The sequence below is a fragment of the Microvenator marinus genome (assembly GCF_007993755.1).
In the GTDB taxonomy this organism is placed as follows: Bacteria; Myxococcota_A; Bradymonadia; order Bradymonadales; family Bradymonadaceae; genus Allomicrovenator; species Allomicrovenator marinus.
In genome coordinates this window covers 3,770,790-3,787,525 of the sequence record NZ_CP042467.1, presented here as the reverse complement: position 1 = coordinate 3,787,525, position 16,736 = coordinate 3,770,790, and the positions used below count along the sequence as shown (strand labels likewise).

19 protein-coding genes are annotated in these 16,736 nt (G+C 55.4%); 16 read left to right on the top strand and 3 right to left on the bottom strand.

Annotation, left to right across the window (positions count from 1 at the left end):
• The first annotated feature begins 8 nt into the window (after positions 1–8).
• From FRD01_RS15510 to FRD01_RS15455, 12 genes are all read left to right on the top strand, one after another.
• Positions 9–1,211: a flagellar biosynthesis protein FlhF gene (locus tag FRD01_RS15510; protein WP_146961202.1), complete on the top strand. Its 1,203-nt coding sequence runs from the start codon at positions 9–11 to the stop codon at positions 1,209–1,211.
• On the top strand, positions 1,208–1,933 hold the full coding sequence (locus FRD01_RS15505; RefSeq protein WP_146961200.1) for a sigma-70 family RNA polymerase sigma factor: 726 nt from the start codon (positions 1,208–1,210) through the stop codon (positions 1,931–1,933). Before FRD01_RS15510 ends, FRD01_RS15505 begins: the two co-directional genes overlap by 4 nt.
• Before the next feature lie 169 nt (positions 1,934–2,102).
• A complete protein-coding gene (gene flgF, locus FRD01_RS15500) occupies positions 2,103–2,816 on the top strand; it encodes a flagellar basal-body rod protein FlgF (protein WP_146961198.1) in 714 nt (237 codons plus the stop codon).
• Positions 2,817–2,824: 8 nt separating this feature from the next.
• Positions 2,825–3,592, top strand: a complete 768-nt coding sequence (gene flgG, locus FRD01_RS15495) for a flagellar basal-body rod protein FlgG (protein ID WP_146961196.1) — start codon at positions 2,825–2,827, stop codon at positions 3,590–3,592.
• Positions 3,593–3,596: 4 nt separating this feature from the next.
• Positions 3,597–4,232 (top strand): flagellar basal body P-ring formation chaperone FlgA, encoded by a 636-nt coding sequence (gene flgA / locus FRD01_RS15490; protein ID WP_146961194.1) that lies wholly within the window; start codon positions 3,597–3,599, stop codon positions 4,230–4,232.
• Complete coding sequence (locus FRD01_RS15485; RefSeq protein ID WP_146961192.1) at positions 4,232–4,924, top strand: flagellar basal body L-ring protein FlgH; 693 nt, start codon at positions 4,232–4,234, stop codon at positions 4,922–4,924. The genes flgA and FRD01_RS15485 overlap by 1 nt, the downstream gene beginning before the upstream one ends.
• Positions 4,925–4,931: 7 nt before the next feature.
• Positions 4,932–6,077 carry a flagellar basal body P-ring protein FlgI gene (locus tag FRD01_RS15480; protein WP_146961190.1) on the top strand — a complete coding sequence of 382 codons (1,146 nt, stop codon included), beginning with the start codon at positions 4,932–4,934 and terminating at the stop codon, positions 6,075–6,077.
• On the top strand, positions 6,074–6,481 hold the full coding sequence (locus FRD01_RS15475; protein ID WP_146961189.1) for a hypothetical protein: 408 nt from the start codon (positions 6,074–6,076) through the stop codon (positions 6,479–6,481). The genes FRD01_RS15480 and FRD01_RS15475 overlap by 4 nt, the downstream gene beginning before the upstream one ends.
• On the top strand, positions 6,478–6,756 hold the full coding sequence (locus FRD01_RS15470) for a flagellar biosynthesis anti-sigma factor FlgM (RefSeq protein WP_146961187.1): 279 nt from the start codon (positions 6,478–6,480) through the stop codon (positions 6,754–6,756). The genes FRD01_RS15475 and FRD01_RS15470 overlap by 4 nt, the downstream gene beginning before the upstream one ends.
• 12 nt (positions 6,757–6,768) lie before the next feature.
• Positions 6,769–7,305 (top strand): flagellar export chaperone FlgN, encoded by a 537-nt coding sequence (gene flgN / locus FRD01_RS15465; RefSeq protein WP_146961185.1) that lies wholly within the window; start codon positions 6,769–6,771, stop codon positions 7,303–7,305.
• Entirely contained in the window at positions 7,305–8,672 is a 1,368-nt protein-coding gene (gene flgK, locus FRD01_RS15460) for a flagellar hook-associated protein FlgK (protein WP_146961183.1), read from the top strand. The genes flgN and flgK overlap by 1 nt, the downstream gene beginning before the upstream one ends.
• A 1-nt stretch (position 8,673) precedes the next feature.
• Complete coding sequence (locus FRD01_RS15455) at positions 8,674–9,546, top strand: flagellin N-terminal helical domain-containing protein (protein ID WP_146961181.1); 873 nt, start codon at positions 8,674–8,676, stop codon at positions 9,544–9,546.
• Here FRD01_RS15455 and FRD01_RS15450 read toward each other — a convergent pair whose 3' ends face one another.
• Positions 9,547–10,071, bottom strand: coding sequence for an FHA domain-containing protein (locus tag FRD01_RS15450; RefSeq protein WP_146961179.1), 525 nt, complete (start codon positions 10,069–10,071; stop codon positions 9,547–9,549).
• Between the two features lie 100 nt (positions 10,072–10,171).
• Here FRD01_RS15450 and FRD01_RS15445 point away from each other — a divergent pair, with 100 nt between their 5' ends.
• Positions 10,172–10,981, top strand: a complete 810-nt coding sequence (locus FRD01_RS15445; protein WP_146961177.1) for an HDOD domain-containing protein — start codon at positions 10,172–10,174, stop codon at positions 10,979–10,981.
• On the opposite strand, the gene FRD01_RS15440 is transcribed toward FRD01_RS15445, so the two are convergent.
• Together FRD01_RS15440 and FRD01_RS15435 are read right to left on the bottom strand one after the other, a co-directional pair.
• Positions 10,978–11,769: an Fpg/Nei family DNA glycosylase gene (locus tag FRD01_RS15440; protein WP_146961175.1), complete on the bottom strand. Its 792-nt coding sequence runs from the start codon at positions 11,767–11,769 to the stop codon at positions 10,978–10,980. The genes FRD01_RS15445 and FRD01_RS15440 overlap by 4 nt on opposite strands.
• Before the next feature lie 8 nt (positions 11,770–11,777).
• The gene (locus FRD01_RS15435) at positions 11,778–12,752 is read right to left on the bottom strand and encodes a tryptophan 2,3-dioxygenase (protein ID WP_249755660.1); all 975 of its coding nucleotides are present in this window, start codon (positions 12,750–12,752) and stop codon (positions 11,778–11,780) included.
• Positions 12,753–12,813: 61 nt separating this feature from the next.
• Between FRD01_RS15435 and FRD01_RS15430 the strand changes: the two genes are divergently transcribed.
• The 3 genes from FRD01_RS15430 (at position 12,814) to FRD01_RS15420 (ending at position 16,735) form a co-directional block, all read left to right on the top strand.
• Positions 12,814–15,597, top strand: coding sequence for a glycosyltransferase family protein (locus FRD01_RS15430; RefSeq protein WP_146961173.1), 2,784 nt, complete (start codon positions 12,814–12,816; stop codon positions 15,595–15,597).
• Positions 15,598–15,686: 89 nt separating this feature from the next.
• Positions 15,687–16,283 carry a hypothetical protein gene (locus tag FRD01_RS15425; protein ID WP_146961172.1) on the top strand — a complete coding sequence of 199 codons (597 nt, stop codon included), beginning with the start codon at positions 15,687–15,689 and terminating at the stop codon, positions 16,281–16,283.
• A gap of 11 nt (positions 16,284–16,294) precedes the next feature.
• Positions 16,295–16,735 (top strand): tetratricopeptide repeat protein, encoded by a 441-nt coding sequence (locus tag FRD01_RS15420; RefSeq protein WP_146961170.1) that lies wholly within the window; start codon positions 16,295–16,297, stop codon positions 16,733–16,735.
• Position 16,736 lies beyond the last annotated feature (1 nt).

Here is a 16,736-nt window from a genome sequence, read left to right as displayed (position 1 = left end):
AGTCTTCTATGATCACCAGAACCTTTCACGTCTCAGACCTCAGTCAAGGCCTCAGGACGATCAAAGACCAGGTTGGCGATGATGCCATCATCCTCTCCACTCAGCGCCAGGACGACGGCTCCCTCGAAGTCAAAGTCGGTCTCGATCCATCTTCGCAATCAAGAGAATTTGAGCCAGAGCCGCAAGCAAAGGTCCCAGACGAATTGGCCAGCCTCAAAGCTCTGGTCAGAGAACTCAAAGGACAGATTCAGGGTCTCACTCACGAAGTTCGGCAAAAGCCCGCGGCTCAGTTTCGGTCCGATGCCTGGGCCATGGACCCAATGGTGGGTTTAAGGGCGGCAATCGCACGAATCAACGACCGCGGAGCCGACGATTCGTTCGGACGTTCAGTAGGCATCTTGACACAGGTCCTCACCGTACACGGGGTTCACCCCTCTCACGTCGAACAGCTCTTGGCTTATGCCTTCGGATCCAACGTGGACTGGGAGTCCGATCCTTCGAAACTCCACGGCATCGTCCGGAACTTCATGGAACAACACCTCCTGACCACCACACCTCTATGGGCCACGCGGTCTAATCACCAAGAGGTAGCTGTGGTCATGGGCGCAACCGGAGTGGGAAAGACAACCACCGTGGCAAAGATTGCCGCCCATGCCTCGCGGGTTGGGTCCAAGAAGGTAGGTATCATTTGCGCCGACACCTTTCGTATTGGTGCAGCATACCAAATCTCAACCTATGCGGAGCTCTTAGACCTCCCCATTCAAATGGTCTCCAGCCCGGACGAACTCCAGCGTGCCCTCAGAAAGTTCAAAGACCTAGACCTCATTCTGATCGACACCATGGGGCGTAATCCCTGGGGAAAACCTAGTCCCGACCAAAACCGATTTACGCTGCGTGATATCGAGGAGGTCCTCGACTCGATGGACGTCCTTAGCACGTTTCATCTCTGTGTCGCAGCCAGCACCAGGGTTGAAGACGCCATGGACATCGCGAGGTCGTTCGACGGTATCACTCCCGATGGTTTGATCGTCACCAAACTCGATGAGTCGCGTGCGCCGGGCGTGCTCTACTCTGCGGCGTGTGCGGCCCAAGTGCCCATCTCACACGTTTGTGACGGACCGCTGGTACCCGAACACATTCAGTCCCCAACACCTTCCGAAATGGTGAGCTGGGTTTTCCGTGGTTATGCCTGTGCACGTGAGGATAAATGATGCTCTCAAACACTGCACTCAAACGCTACGAAAGCGCCCCGAAGAACGACATAAGATCTAAGCATGCTGAGCTCGTGGACGCGCACGCAAAGCTCGTCAGGACTGTGGCACACCGAATCTTTAGACGATTGCCTCATCATATCCGAGGTTTTGAAGAAGAAGACCTGGTAAGCGTCGGGATTATGGGCCTTCTTGACGCTCATGAGCGCTACAACCCTGATTCAGGTGTCTCGTTTGATTCGTTTGCCGAGTTTAGGATCAAGGGTGCGATTCTGGATGAAATCAGGCGCCATGACTTCTTCCCGAGAAGGCTGAGAGCCAAGGCGAACCAACTTCATAAAGTCGTCGCGAAACTCGAAGTCGACACCAAACGAAGCCCCACCAATCAAGAGATTGCCGACGCGATGGAAATCTCGGTGGACGACGTGGTTAAGCTTAAGTCCGAGGTGGCCCAGTACTCCATGGTCAGCGACGAAGAATGCGTCTCCTTAAAGTCACCACATCCGCGTGCTGATGTGATCCTCATGGACAAAGAGCTCAAGAAGCAGCTCGTCGTGGCCCTGAAGTCGCTGCCTGAAAAAGAGCAGCTCGTGCTCGACCTCTACTTCAACCGAGAGCTCAAACTCAAAGAGATTGGAGAGGTTCTCGATATCTCGGAGGGACGAGTGTCTCAGCTAAAGACCGAAGCTCTCAAACGACTCAAGGACCTGATGAAATCGTGACGGAATGGATTTCCGCGAGAGGCGGAAAAGTTTTCTCATCCTTTTCGCAGTAGAACTTGGACCCAGACACAAAACCCATAAAACACATCGAAATCAACACATTAGAAAAATAGCCACGGATGGCACCAGGATTGCTTAGATAAAATTCAGCAACTTTCCGAGGTACTCCATGAGCGACGGAATCTACATCGCAGTCAGCGGCTCACTAGCCCGACAAGAACAACTCGATCGAACGAGCCACAATCTGGCAAACGTCGATACACCCGGGTTTCAAGCGCGTAGTCTAAGATTTCAGGAATTGGTAGTCGACCGCGCGAGCGGAAGGTCTCATGTGCAGAGTGCTCAGGGGAAGATGAGTCAGGCTCAGGGTGCCGTCGAGGAAACGGCAAACCCCTTTGACTTTGCCATTGTCGGAGACGGCTACTTTACAGTGAAATCCCCCAACGGCACGGCACTCACGAAGGCAGGAAACTTCAAGGTCAATGAGAACGGAAACCTCGTGACTCAAGACAACCTTCCTGTGCTCAACGCCTCAAACAATCCCGTCATGGTTCCTCCAGCCACCGACTTCTACGTCGATGAAAATGGCAATATCTGGGACGATTATGGAGTGGTGGACCAGATTCAGATCGTTCGCACAACGGACCCCGCAAATCTCAAACCTATCGGGGACTCGCTCTTCTTGGCCGCTGCCAACTCGCTCGAGCCCTCGGTCGCTACAGTGCAGCAGGGCCACATTGAAAAGAGCAATGTCAATGCGGTGGAGTCCATGACCGAGCTCATCACCATCCAGCGTCACTTCGAAGCGATGCAAAAGCTCGTTCAAACCTTCGCACAAATCGACAGCCGAGCCGCACGCGACCTCGGTAGTATCAACGGATAGGAGTTAAAATGCTCAAAGCACTCAAAACAGCTGCCTCCGGCATGGACGCCCAACAGCGAAAACTCGACGTCACCGCGAACAATCTCGCGAACGTAAACACCACCGGATTCAAGCGCTCAAGGGCCGAATTCCAGGAAATGCTCTACACCCAGGAAAAGGCGCCTGGTGAGGGAAATCCCACCGGAATTGAAACCGGCTCTGGAGTGCGTGCAGCCGCCACACAGAAAAGCTTTGTGCAGGGAACTCTAGAGGCTACCCAGAATCCTCTCGACCTCGCAATTGAAGGCGAGGGCTTTTTCAGACTCTCCCAAGACAATGGGCAGGCCGTCTATTCGCGCGCCGGAGCCTTCAAAGTCGACCAGAACGGCCAGGTCGTAAACTCAGACGGCCATATGCTCGACCCGGGCATAGCCATTCCCCCTGACGCCACCGCCATCTCCATTGGAAGAGACGGTGCGGTTCGTGTGGTACTTGACGGCGAGACCTCGGAAATCGAAGTCGGAAGAATTGAGCTGACACGCTTCCAAAACCCGGCAGGACTGCGCTCCCTTGGACGCGGACTCTTTGAGCCTACCGAGGCCTCCGGGCCCGCCCAGATTGGAATGCCTGGCGAGGACGGAAGAGGCCAGATTAGCCAGGGCTACCTCGAGGGCTCAAACGTACAAGTCACCGAAGAAATGATCGAAATGATCGTCTCGCAGCGGGCCTACGAGGTGAACTCAAAGGTCATCCGCACCGCAGACGAAATGCTCCGAGCCGCCACAAACATTCGGTAACCTAATGAACTACCTAGTCCTCATTACCGCCCTTTGCTTCTCGAGCCTTGCTTTTGCTCAGGACGACCTTCGACTAGCCGTCGAAGAGAGTGTCGCGACACGACTTGGCGCCGATACTCAGGTCAACGTCAGCAAGGTCGCAGCGCGCGGAAAACTCCCAGCAACCTACACGCTTGAACTCAGGTCGGATCCAAAGACCCAGCAGAAGCTCAAGCTCCTGGTACGAGACTCCAAAGGCTCGGGTGTCGCATGGGTGGATGCCGAAGTTGAGGTCCTAGTGCCCGTCGTCGTCCTAACGCGCGACGCCGAAAGGGGTAACACACTTGAGACCTCAGTCGAGGTGCGGCCCATTCGAGAGGCTCCTCGAGATCGCATCAATCCAGACGACCTCCAAGACGCGGTCGCTGCACGCAATCTGAGAAGTGGAGCCGTTCTCTCGACCAGAGACGTCAAAAGAGAAAACTTGGTGGAGCGCACCCAGCCTATCACGCTGCGCGCACGCAGAGGTGGCGTAACCGTTACCCAGCGCGCCATTGCGCTCCAGCACGGGTCGCGTGGGGACATTGTGCGTGTCCGAACCGCAGCCAATCAAACCGTTGAAGCCATCGTCGTGGCGCACGCGACGTGTGAGGTGCCCTGATGAAAGTCCTCATTCTTTTCATGATTCTCTTCGGGTTTGGGTGTGCAGACAACCATATCAAGAAGTACGAACCCAAAGAGCGAGACTATGTCTTCCCAGTAGAGCCTGAAGAGCTCGAAGCCCAATCGAGTGAAGGCTCGATCTGGGGCAAAAACCGTGAAGGTAACTACCTCTACACCGATCAGCGCGCGATTCGCCCTGGCGATATTTTGACCATTCGAATCGAGGAGTTCGCCAATGCCGAGAGGGCGACTGCAACCTCAACGTCGCGTGTGACCGAGATGAATGCTGACATCTCGGCTTTCCTCGGATTGATGGAAAAGCTCAAGGAAATCGATCCTGATATCCAACCGAGCAAACTTATCGACGCGAGCAGTCAGACCAAATTTGACCATTCCGGCGAGACCGGCCGCAAAGAAAAGCTCACGGCGACCGTTCCGGTCATCGTCAAGAAGTCCTTGCCCAATGGAAACGTCTTTGTGGAAGGGCATCGCGTCATCCTTGTAAACGAGGAAGAGCACCACTTCTACATCAGCGGTGTCGCGAGACCTTTTGATATCGATGAAAACAATACGCTTACTTCGGCCCGACTTGCGGACGCCGAAATCGAGTTCACGGGCCGCGGTGCGCTCTCGGACAATCAATCGCCAGGCGTCATTTCGCGTTTCTTTAGCTGGATTTGGCCATTCTGAGGTTGTGATGAGATCTTTTTATCTACTCATTCTTTTCGTGATGCTAAGCGTGCCCTTGGAGTCCGAGGCGGCCCGAATCAAGGACCTTGCCGATATCCGTGGGGTTCGTGACAACCAGCTCATCGGATACGGACTCGTGGTGGGTCTCAACTCTACCGGGGACTATGGCCAGTCCGAGTTCACTGTTCAATCCGTAGCTTCCATGCTCAGCCGAATGGGAATCAAGGTCGACCGCAATCGCCTGCAGACCCGAAACGTGGCCGCAGTGATGGTGACAGCAGACCTGCCGCCCTTCGCCCGCGCCGGCCAGCGCCTCGATGTCAACGTGGCCAGCCTTGGTAACGCGCGCAGCTTGCAAGGAGGAACTCTCATCATGACGCCACTCAAAGGCGCCGACGGAGAAGTCTATGCGGTTGCTCAAGGCTCACTATCCGTAGGTGGGTTCGAGGTGCGTGCGCCCAGTGGCTCGGCGCAGGCCAAGAACCATGTCACCGCTGGAAACCTCCCGAGCGGAGGCATCATTGAAAGAGACGTCACCATCGACTTGAGCACGCGAGAGTCCATTCAGCTCATTTTGCGAACCCCCGACTTCGCCACCGCGAGCGAAATCGCGAACGTCATCAGCGCGTTCTTGGGGCAACCCGTTCAGGCCGATGCAAACAACCCCACATTGGCTCAGCCCAACCAAGGCCCCGCAAAGGCCATCGATGCCTCCACGGTCAGCGTGACCATTCCAGACGGATTCCGGCAGAACGTGCCGCAATTCATCGGCGTTCTCGAGCTCTTGGACGTCACGCCCAACCAAATTGCACGGGTGGTGGTCAACGAACGCACCGGTACAGTTGTGCTCGGCGGTGATGTTCGAATTCGTGAGGTAGCAGTGGCCCATGGAAGCCTGAACGTGACCATCAACACCGACCTCTATGCGTCTCAGCCATCGTCGTTTGGTCAAGGAGACACGCAGGTCGTGGCCAACGCAACGGCCGATGTGACCGAAGAAAACCGAGCCCTTCAAGTCGTCAATCAGAGCGCCTCAATTCAAGATGTGGTTTCTGCACTCAACGCACTTGGAGCCTCGCCTAGAGACCTGATCTCTATTCTTCAGGCAATCAAAGCTGCGGGCGCCCTCGATGCGGAACTGGTGATTCAATGAAGATCGACCTCAAACCACATCTTCCAATGCAACCCGTGGATGACCCAGCCCAGAAGCGCGCTGAGATCAAGGAAGCTGCTCAAAAGTTTGAGGCCTATCTCACCACGCAACTCTTTAAGGGTATTTCAAAGACAGCCGAAGAGGTCGGCAACTCCCCCTCACTTGCTACCTCGTTCTTTCAAGAGAATTTTGCGGCCCACGCCGCAGATCTCTCTGCGGAGCGTGGAGAACTCGGATTAGCTAAGATACTGGAGAAGGCCTGGACACCTGCGAATTTGTTGGAGCTTCAGGAGGCGCGCGGAGCTTTAGAAAAAAATGATCAAAAAAATGACTTTTTTTCTAAAGTTCCTGAAATAGGTGACGATGATGCGTATGAAGACATTGATTCGGAGTACGAACCATGAAGATCCAACGCGTCCAAAAAGCACTCGAAGTCAAACGAGTGCAATCGTCCCAAGCCGACACACCAGCACCGTCCGAGGCCAAAGCCGATGTGATTAAGCTCTCGGGTGCATCCAAAGACCTTAGCGCCCGTGCCATGCAAGCATCCCCTGAAAAGGTGAACCTTGCGGATCTAAAGGCTGCGATTTCGTCAGGCGAATACAAGCCAGACCTTGATCGCCTCGCAGATCGCCTGCTGACCAACAGTGACGCCATCTCAAGCCTTTTGGACGAGTAATCAGGAGTAACCATGCACACGCAACTTGCCATGATCGAAGACCCAATCCAAAGCCTTTTCGGAGTACTTGAGCGCAGCGTCTCTAGCCTTCAGAGCATCATCAAAGCTCTTCGATCGGAGCGTGAATGCGTTGTGTTCTTTGATGTTCAAGGCCTCATGGGAGCACTCGAATCCAAAAACCAAGCCCTTGCTGAGCACCAAGAACTTCAAAGCCAACTCCAGCACCACGTCAAGTCGTGTTGGCAAGAGTCCGGCCCTCGCCGCATGGACACCCCTGAGAGTGTGTCCGAGGCCCTTCGCTTGCTCGGCGAGTCGGTTTCCGGACAATCAGGCAGGCGTCTTGTAGAATACAGCAGTGAGCTTGTGGCCCTGATTGACGTGGTCCGTGAGCTCCACGACCTGAACAAAGAACTGGTGCAACGCTCGGTCAGCTGGATCACTTCCTATGTGGCCGAGCTGGTCGACACCTCATCCGCGGGAACTTACGACGTGACCGGAAGAATCGGACGTCAACGAAACTCCGCACAACTTGTCAAAAGGCTTATCTGATGACCGACCTCACCCGCTTGATGTCACTCGGGCAGGGGGCGCTCGCTACGAATCAGCGTCGTATGGCGAATGCGCAGAATAATATCGCCAATGCGTCGACGGAGGGCTACGTGCGCCAACGCGTGGACGCCATGACCATTGGTGGGAAATACGCTACAAATCTCAAGGGCGTTACAACGTCGGGGCCTCACGCGTTGCGCGCGAATTTCTTGGACCGCCAAGAGGCCGCACTCAGCAACTCTCTAGGCTTTCATCGCGAACTCGCCAATGCGGCATCTACCCTGGAAGGGACGCTCTTTCCGAATGCCCAATCGGGTCCAGCCACACGAGTCGGCGCGTTTTTCGATTCACTGGGCACGCTGTCTTCGAACCCATCCAATCCTGCGTATCGCACCGATGCCCTCCAGAGAGCCGAAGATGTGGCCACCTCTTTCAGAAGAGACGCCGAGGTCCTCAACACACAAATGAGTTCGCTAGAAGATGGGCTGCGTCAGGACGTCGAAAAGCTGAATTCCGACCTCAACGATATCGCCCGACTCGACCAGACCATCAGGCAATCCGTGGCCTCCGGCCAACCCGCTCACGAAATCATCGACGAGCGGAACCGTATCGTCGACAAGGTGACTCAAATGACCGGCATGAACGTGGTTCACGCGAACGATGGCACCGTTCAACTACTGGCGTCTGATGGACGTGCTTTTGTCGAAGGCGGGGTAGCCAGAGAAGTGGGGCTGGAAAATAATTCCGGTGAGCTCTCCCTGACGCTCTCTTCAACAGCCGGCCCTCAGGCCGTAGAAACACCAGGGGGCTCCATTGGAGGAAGACTCCATGCGCATAATGACGTCGCATTAGGAGCACTTAACGAACTCAATCGAAGCGCCCAGGAATTCGCTGATTCGGTCAACGCCTCACACCGGCAAGGCTTCGGACTCGACGGACAGGGAAACCGCAACCTCTTCGAAGTAGACCCCAACAGGCCCGCGGCGAGTTTCAAAGTCAGCGATGATGTTGCGGGGAACCCGAGTAGGCTCGGAATGTCTTCAAACGGACAACCCGGAGACAACGGTACGCTTCGTGCCATCATGGATCTACGTGAAGCACCGACCACTGGAGGCCTAGATTTCGAGGCGACGCTACGAGGCATACAGCAGAATGTCGGAAAGACGGTACAAGGCGCAGAACGCGAATATGAGCTCGCTGATTCGTCACTCTTCCAAGTTCAAAACATGAGACAGTCCGTCGAAGGCGTCTCGCTAGAAGAAGAAATCGTTGCGTTGAATCAGGCGCAGAGAGGCTTCGAAGCCGCGCTTAAAGTAATGAATGCTACCGAGTCGATGTTCGACTCCTTGATGTCGATAAAGAGCTAAAATGCGCATTTCTGAAGGACATAAGAACGCACAACTACTCTCGCGCCTGCAATCGAATCTGGCTGCGAAAGACAAAGCTTCGGAACAGGTCTCCTCTGGCCTGCGCGTTCAACGAGCGTCCGATGATCCGCAAGCTCACCAGGTGGCCGAAAAGCTCAAGGCCCAGGGGGCGCGCTTTGAGTCCATGCTCAAGACGAACGACCAGCTGGCCTCGGGTCTTGATCACGCCGATCGCATGCTGGCCAATGCGACCACTGTGGTGGACGAGGCGTTGCGGATAGCCCAGCAATTCTCTTCAGATACATACTCCGCCGAACAAATGGCAGCGGCGGCCAAATCGATTGAAGGGCTCAAGGAAAGTCTTCTCGAAGTCGCAAACTCGAAATTTCAAGGCGTACATACCTTTGGAGGGACTTCCGATCAGACCCCACCGTATTCGGGTGCTGGAGTACTTCAGGGCCAAACAATGAGTAGGGTCGTCGAGATTGCCCCCAGAGAGTTCGTTCAAACCCCAGTCGCTACCGACATTTTTGGCGACCAAAACAACGTGTTTGCAGTCCTAGATAAGATCAGTGCTGCCCTTTCTTTGCAAGACACCAACGCCGTACGAGGAAACCTCGAACCCCTCAAAGGGTTTCGCGGGAGTATGGTAGGTGCTCGCCAGGAAATCGGCCATAAACTCGAGGTGCTCGAACATGCACAGGGATTCCTCGACGCTCTGAAAACCGAGGCGACTATCGACGCTGGAAAGGCTACAGATGCTGACCCGGCGAAGGCGATCTCAAATCTCCTCAGCATCTCCAATACCCTCGAAGTCTACGCGCAGTCCGAGGATCAGGTCCAACAGCTGATGGACCAGATGTTGAAACTCTAATCAGGTGAAGGTCAGGACGTAAAGGTTTTCGACCCGCTCCAAGAAAGTACGGGAATCCAGAAACTCAAACTGGTAGCGGCCCAGGACGACCTCATCTTCTACCTCGAGTGGTCGCTCTTCATAGGGAGCCAAGCGATAGTCACCTACCCAGGTCCCATTGTGCGAATCGAGGTCGAAGATTACGACGCGCCCTGCTTCGGTGCGATCAAACCCACAGTGGACGTGTGAGATTGCATAATCGGGAAGAACCACATCGTTTTGTGCAGAACGCCCCAGACGAATGTACTTGAGACGGGGTCCATCTGGCTCTTGGCGAATCGGCCATATACGACGGTGAATCGCTCGCTCCTCAGTCTTGCCATGAATCGAAGCCAAGAACGTTTGTGCTTCTCCACGTTCGCCGTCTTCGGACAATTCTCCCAAAATCCCTATCCCCCAAAGAACTGGACTCGCATGCTCATGTGCAAAGGCCTTTAGGCCAAGTGTCTTACGAAGACGGACATACTCATCAATGGTTTTACTCAAAGGACTTCACTTTCTGAAAGAATTGGGCTTCTCTTTGGCCTTCGCAAAAGATACCATTTAGAAACTGAGAATACATCCAAAATCCCTTTAAAGGACCACCATGACAGACGGCCTTACCGAGTTCATTCGAAACGAACTCGCTTCACCAGGATTCGTCCCTCCATTGCTACCCGAAGTCTCAATGAATGTCCTGCGTTGCATGACAAAGTCCGACCTAGACTTCCACAAAGTTGCCGAAATCATTCTCCAAGATCCTCTCTTGGCAGCACGTGTATTGAGGGTCGCGAGTTCTCCACTCTATGGGAACCAAGAAATCACCTCCGTTGTTTCGGGACTCGCGCGTCTTGGCACAAAGACCGTAAGAGGGATTGCTCTCGAGTACGGGATGTCGGCTCTGCATGTTGAAGCAGGCGGAGGATATCCAGAAGCCTTGCGGGGAGTTGTCGCCCATTGTGTGACCACAGCCCGATTTACGCGCATCGTGTCAAATGCAGCTGATATCAGGGACGATAGCCTTTACACCCTCGGCCTCCTACACGATATCGGCATCATCGCTGGAATTGCGGCCCTCTCTCAACATCGAGAGCGGCCGCCGCTTGATCGGAACGCGTGGCAAGCTCTCTCGAGTCTGAATACTCAAGCATGCCACCTGATGTTCGAGGCATGGGAGTGCCCGCAAGCAATGGTCGAAGACCTAAATGACTATCATTCGATGGACTGCGCCAAACCGAGTGTATGCGTAGTGCGGCTCGCCTCCGAACTCGCCAACCAGACTTGGGCACCGGTATACGGAGTATTCGGGGTGGACGAAATCTCGCAGACCCTCTTTTTGGCTTCCCTCGAGGGTTTGGGACTTGGAGAGTCTGACTGGACCAAGATTCGCGACAACGTTCTCTCAAAAGCTACCTAACGCCTGCCCGAACGCTGGCATCGCGGACAAAAGTACGTGGAACGCCCACCCTGTACAAGACGTTCGATGCCGCCCGAGCACTTAGGACATTGGTCTTGCTGATAAATCTCAAAGGGATTGGTGCCGCCCGTATTCACGTAGTCGATACGCCCCTGCTCGGGGCTGAAGTCCCGCTCTACGACTTCATCGAAGAAGTCTACAAAGGCCTGAATCAGCCGACTCCACTCGGCCTTGCTAAGCTGGCTACCCTTGATTTCAGGATGAAGGCCAAGGCGCCACATCACCTCGATGAACGCGATATTTCCAACACCAGCGATCACACTTTGGTCTAGGAGCGCGGCCTTGAGTTGGCGCGCGCCAGCCTTCTCTCGCATCAGTTTCGGGTCGGCGGCGTGCGGGTCTGGCCCAAGTTTGGCTAGCGCTGCGTCGCGCTCGGAATCCGTCCAGACCTCAACGTATCCAAAACGCCTCGGGTCCACAAAATGAAGCCAGCTATCGCCTACCTGCCAGGCGATTCTGGAGAATCGCTCTTCGGGGCTTGTTGTGCGCACGATCTGGCCCGTCATACGGAAGTGAAACGCAAGATGCGGGCCATCTGCGAACTCGACCCAGAGCTGCTTTCCGCGCCTCTTAAAAGCCCTAGGAGTTTGGGATATCTGGCGTTCTAAATCGGCCGGCTCGCCGGATTTCAGAACCTTGGCATCAATCAGATGGAACGTGCTCGCGGCATCCGTCCACCATGACTGCAAATGCTTGCGTGCGATTTCGACTTCACCGAGTTCTGGCATGGTTTGGCCTAATCGTTGATGTCCTTACCATCCAGAGTCTGGGTGATGCCACGCGATGTACCGTAGAACTGGTCGTCGCTCAAAAGCCCACGGACTGCCCAGAGCATCGGGAATGCGCGTTTGGACAAGGTAGACTCAAGGTATTTGACGCCCGGTGAGCCGCCGGTCCCTTGCTTAGTACCGATCAAGCGCTCGACCACACGCACATGATGGAAGCGCCACATCAAAATGTTTTGGTCATGCTGCACCAAGGCCTCGCAGAGCGAGTAGATATGGAAATAGCGCTCGGGATGCTCGTAGATTCGACGCAACTCCCTGTAGGTCTGCTCAAGCGCTTCTCCCTCCAACATCTCGTCATCGGCCGGAATCTCCACGTTGAAGCCCTTGCGCTGCAGGAGGCGAAAGAACTCAGTCCGTATGCTCGGGGCCTTAAGCCTATCCTCAAGACGCTCTCGCTGCGCATCGGTCAGCTCGATGCCCTTCATCACGCCACCGCGACGAATCCCGGTTAAGAATTCAACTTCACGCCATTGAATCGACTGAAAGCCGCTCGCGGGGTTAAGCACACGCCTAAATGAGAGAAAATCGCGCGGCGTCATCGTCTCCAGAATGTGGATCTGCTGGACGAGCAGGGACTCGATCACGAGCACGCGTTGCAGAAGCCTTGTCGCCTCGTACACATCGTCCATCTGCAAGCGCTTAACCACAGTATCGAGCTCGAAGAGCACCTGTTTGAACCAGAGCTCGTAGGCCTGGTGAATCGTGATGAAGAGGAGCTCATCGTGTGCCGGCGGCTCAGACTCGAGCTCCTGCAGACTCAGGAGTTCGTGCACTTTGAGGTACGAATTATAGTTGATGACCTTCTGGCGCGAGGTATCCCAATTGACTTCATCCGTCATATTCTTCTCTCCGAGCAGTTCGACCTGATTGCTATCGCAACGACCCTCGAATGTAAACGCCACTGAGCCTGCTCGTGTACTCACGCAATTCTCTGTGATAATGAGGCGAGCGGACGACTTGGGCGAAGCCCGCATCAGGTGATGCATGAAAGAATTGCTGGTCAAATTGGCACCCGCCGGAGGCTTCTTACTCCTCGCGGTCTTGCTCTTCGTGTTCAGGTGGATGAGCGACCCCTTCTGGTGGTTCTCGGTGGCGGCATTGCTCGCTGCTGGCCTTGTGATTTGGGAAGTCCTTGGCCCCCAACTCAGCGCGCTCTGGAATCGCGAATACTCGCCCCGAATTCTTCGCGGGCGCACCATTCGTCTTGGGCCCGCCGCGGTAGATTTGGTCGTATTTCTAGGTCTTCTCGGCCTCACAATCGCGATACTTCCTGAGATTGCCCAAGGCCATCGCCTCGTCAACCACGACCACCCGGTCCACTACTTCAAGGCCTGGCAGCTCAAAGAAAGCTTCCTCGAACAAGGCAGACTCTACGGCTGGAGCCACCTCTGGTACGCCGGCTACCCCGCACAAATGCTCTACCCGATCGGCGTCGACCTCCTGATCATCGGTATCTGGGCGGCGGGACTCGGTTTCATCACCATGTCCAAGGCCTACGCCTGGGCTTTTCTTCTCTTCTGGTTCCTCCAAGGCTGGTCACTCTACATGGTTGGCCGGGCGACCGTTGGGCGCTGGGCAGGGCTCTTTGCCGCGATCTTTGTACTCAGCGACACCGCATCGTTCCGCTTCGGCGGCTGGGAATACGCCGGCGAATGGGGGGTCTGGCCAAACTCGCTCTCCATCGCTCTCGGAATGATGGCGGTGGCTTACCTTCCGCGTGTGCTCCACGACCACAAATCATGGCGCCCCGTGGCGCTCTTCGGGTTCTGGATGGGTTGCGGACTCATCACGCACCCCATGCAAATCATGCATTTGGCTATCTTGGTGCCCGTGGCGGCACTCGTGCTCATCGCGTCGGAGGCCAAGGGTTCGCGAGCCGTGGGGCTGATTCGGCTCGGCGCAGCATCGGGCATCGGAGCTTTGATAGGCGCGTTGTGGGTCTTGCCGTTCCTCGGCGCAAAAGACGCCTCCGAGAACTACGGAGTCGCATGGCGCACGTCGTTCGACATGGGTTCTCGGCTCTTCCACGCAAACCTGCTCGAGGGCTCCTGGGTGGTCCCCAGCGTGCTCGCCGTCTTCGGCGTGCTCGCCCTCGCGTTCAACCGCCAGTTCAAACACGCGTTCCTCGGGGTGATGGCTGTAGTCCTGCTGGGTACGGCGTCCACCACCTTCTTAAGCGCATTTAACCTCGTGGATCTGAGCGATTCGTTTACCTTCGTTCAGTACCAACGCTTTTCGATTCTGCTCAAACCCTATGCGTTCCTGGCCGCTGGGTTTGCGATTGTCGCAATCTTCAGAACCGCAAAATCTCCACAATGGCAAGGTGCCCGCGGCGGCCTGCTCATTCGATTCTTAGTCGTCGGAGTGCTCGCCTCGCCCATCATTTTCGGCGTGTTTGACACCTACAGGAACAAAGGTTTTGAGCGCCGCGTCACTCTGGAAAAGAACCGGCCTTATCGCGTCGAGCGCCCGAAGGCTGCCGACTGGCTAAACGAGCAGTGGGCCAAGAAAAAGCCCGATGAATTTTGGCGCACCGCCCTCTACGTAGGTGGCCACGACCACGGATTTACGGATATCGGCGCGCGCCTAAAAATGCCCGTCTACAAGATCGGCTACACGCCGGCCGAGACCTTCACTTATAAGATGGAGGCCCGAAACCCCACTGTACTAAAGGCCGTCAACGTCAGGTATATCCTGGCGAGCAAGTCCTTACCCGGGAGCCAGTTCAAGCTGATCGAGACCTTTGGTGGACTCAAAATCTACGAGTTCAAGGAGTGGACGCCAGACCCGTTTGTGGTGCGCGAAGGCAAAGCCGACGTCACCCTCAAGTCGTGGTCGGATGAGCGCATCGTCTTTGATCTAAACGTCGACGAACCCGGGGTCTTCCAGCTCAACGTCTCCGATTTCTCAAGGTGGCACGCCACGCTGGCTGGTGAAGAGCTCGAGATCACGGCCGAGCCCATTGCTACGGAGGAAGAACGCTCGGGCATGATGACCGTACCCATGAAAAAATCGGGCGAATTGGTCTTCGAGTACCGCTCCGGCGCACGGGAAAAACTCGCGATCCTCTTCTTCTTGCTTGGCATGTTACTCGTGATTTTCCTGCTGATTCACCCGGCACTCTTGAAACGCCTTGATCCCCTTGGCGCCAAGGTAGCAAGCCTCGAAACGCGATTTGAGCGACCGGTGCAGCTCGCGGCTGCGGCGGTGATCAGCGGAGCCGTAGTCGTGGCCCTAATCCTCGCCGCGTGGGTTCCCGGCTCCAAAGAAGAAGACGACGCGGAACGACAATTCGATTTCACGTCCAAGATTCACACAGCGAACGTCTCCCAGAAGGTCGGAGCGCGGCTTCGGCATTGCCCGTGGGTGCTCGGCCACCATGTGTGCGACGAAGAAGACTATAAGCACGTTCAGGCCACATTCGTGGATATTGAGAAGAGCTGGCGGCGCTGCATCTGGGCCCATCCGGAGAACGGACGCGTCACACAAATCTCCTTCAATAACACGCCCGGCGGCACACACCTTCGCGGGTGGTACGGCATCGCCAATTCGGGCAAGGGAGGCTCGGCCAAAGTCGACTTCAAAATCGCCCTCGATGGAATCGTAGAGCTCGACGAAAAAACCAAGAAAGACGATCAACTCCACCCATTCGAGCTTGAACTCGAGAAAAATTTCTCTGGCGACGTTCAGTTCCAGATCTCCGCACCAGATCAAGGGAAGAGACACTTCTGCTTCTTCGCAGAGACCGTCGAATACCCAGAAAAATGATCTTTTTTCGCAACACCTGCGAAAAGTGTCCGAAAATATATAGGAGGGCTTCGTTCTCGATTTTTGACTTTCGGACTCAAGGAGTGGGTATGGGTTTTTTTAGTGCAATTGGTAATGCCGTCAGCGGCGCGGTATCGGGAATCATCGATACCGTCGTCGGCGAAGACTCGCTAATCGGCAAGGTTGCGAGCGGACTCGGGCTAGATAATGTCACGGATTTGATTCTCGGCGGGCCTGGACAATGGCTTGAAACCATCACGGATGCCGTGGGTTTGCCGCCTATCGTCGGCGATGTGCTCAACTGCATCACGAACGTGGCCACAGGCAATATCCCGGGTGCAATCTCTGAGGCCATGGAAGCCGCATCTCAGATCGCCGTGGCAGTGGGCGCGGAGAAGTTGGGACAGTTCCTGGAGCTCGGTAAGAACTTGGTCTCTCCGTTCACCTCAGGCAACCCTGCGGAGTTCTTTAAGGGAGCCATGGACAATATCAAAGACACCATCACCGACCCTCAAAAGCTGCTCAAGTTTTTGGGTGATGCCGTGGCCCCTCAGCCCTATGGGGACCTATTCCATCCCCTGGTTTTCCCAGAACAGTCCACACCCGATGTGTGGAAGTCGATCTTCGACGATGTCGCCAAACTCATCGAGAACTCTGAACCCGCACTTCGTCAACTTCGAGCATAAAGGTGGAAAACATGTACGATCCAAAATTTGAAGAACTTATCGAAAAAATGGCTGCTGTGGCGTACTTCCACCTCTCGGAGGAGCGTTGGGAATCAGCGCTCACGGCGCTCAACGAGCTTATCAAGGTCAAGCCTGATGTGTGGCAGTTTCGCACGATGCGTGCCGAAGCGTTGCGCCATTTAGGCCGAGTTGAAGAAGCTCTTGAGGACGCGAAGCTCGCGCACAAAGGCGCCCCGGACAATGACGACGTGGCTATCTCGCTCGCTGAGATCTATATGCTCAACTACAAGTTCACCAACGCGGTGGAGCTCTTGAACCCTGTGTTCAATAAGGGCTACAACCCGGAACTTGAGCCTCGGCAGCAAACACCACAGGTTCAGCGCGCAGGCTTCTCTTTGGCCGTGATTCAACGGGTTGGCAATGCGGCCAGCTCTGTAGAAGCGCAGGCTTGAC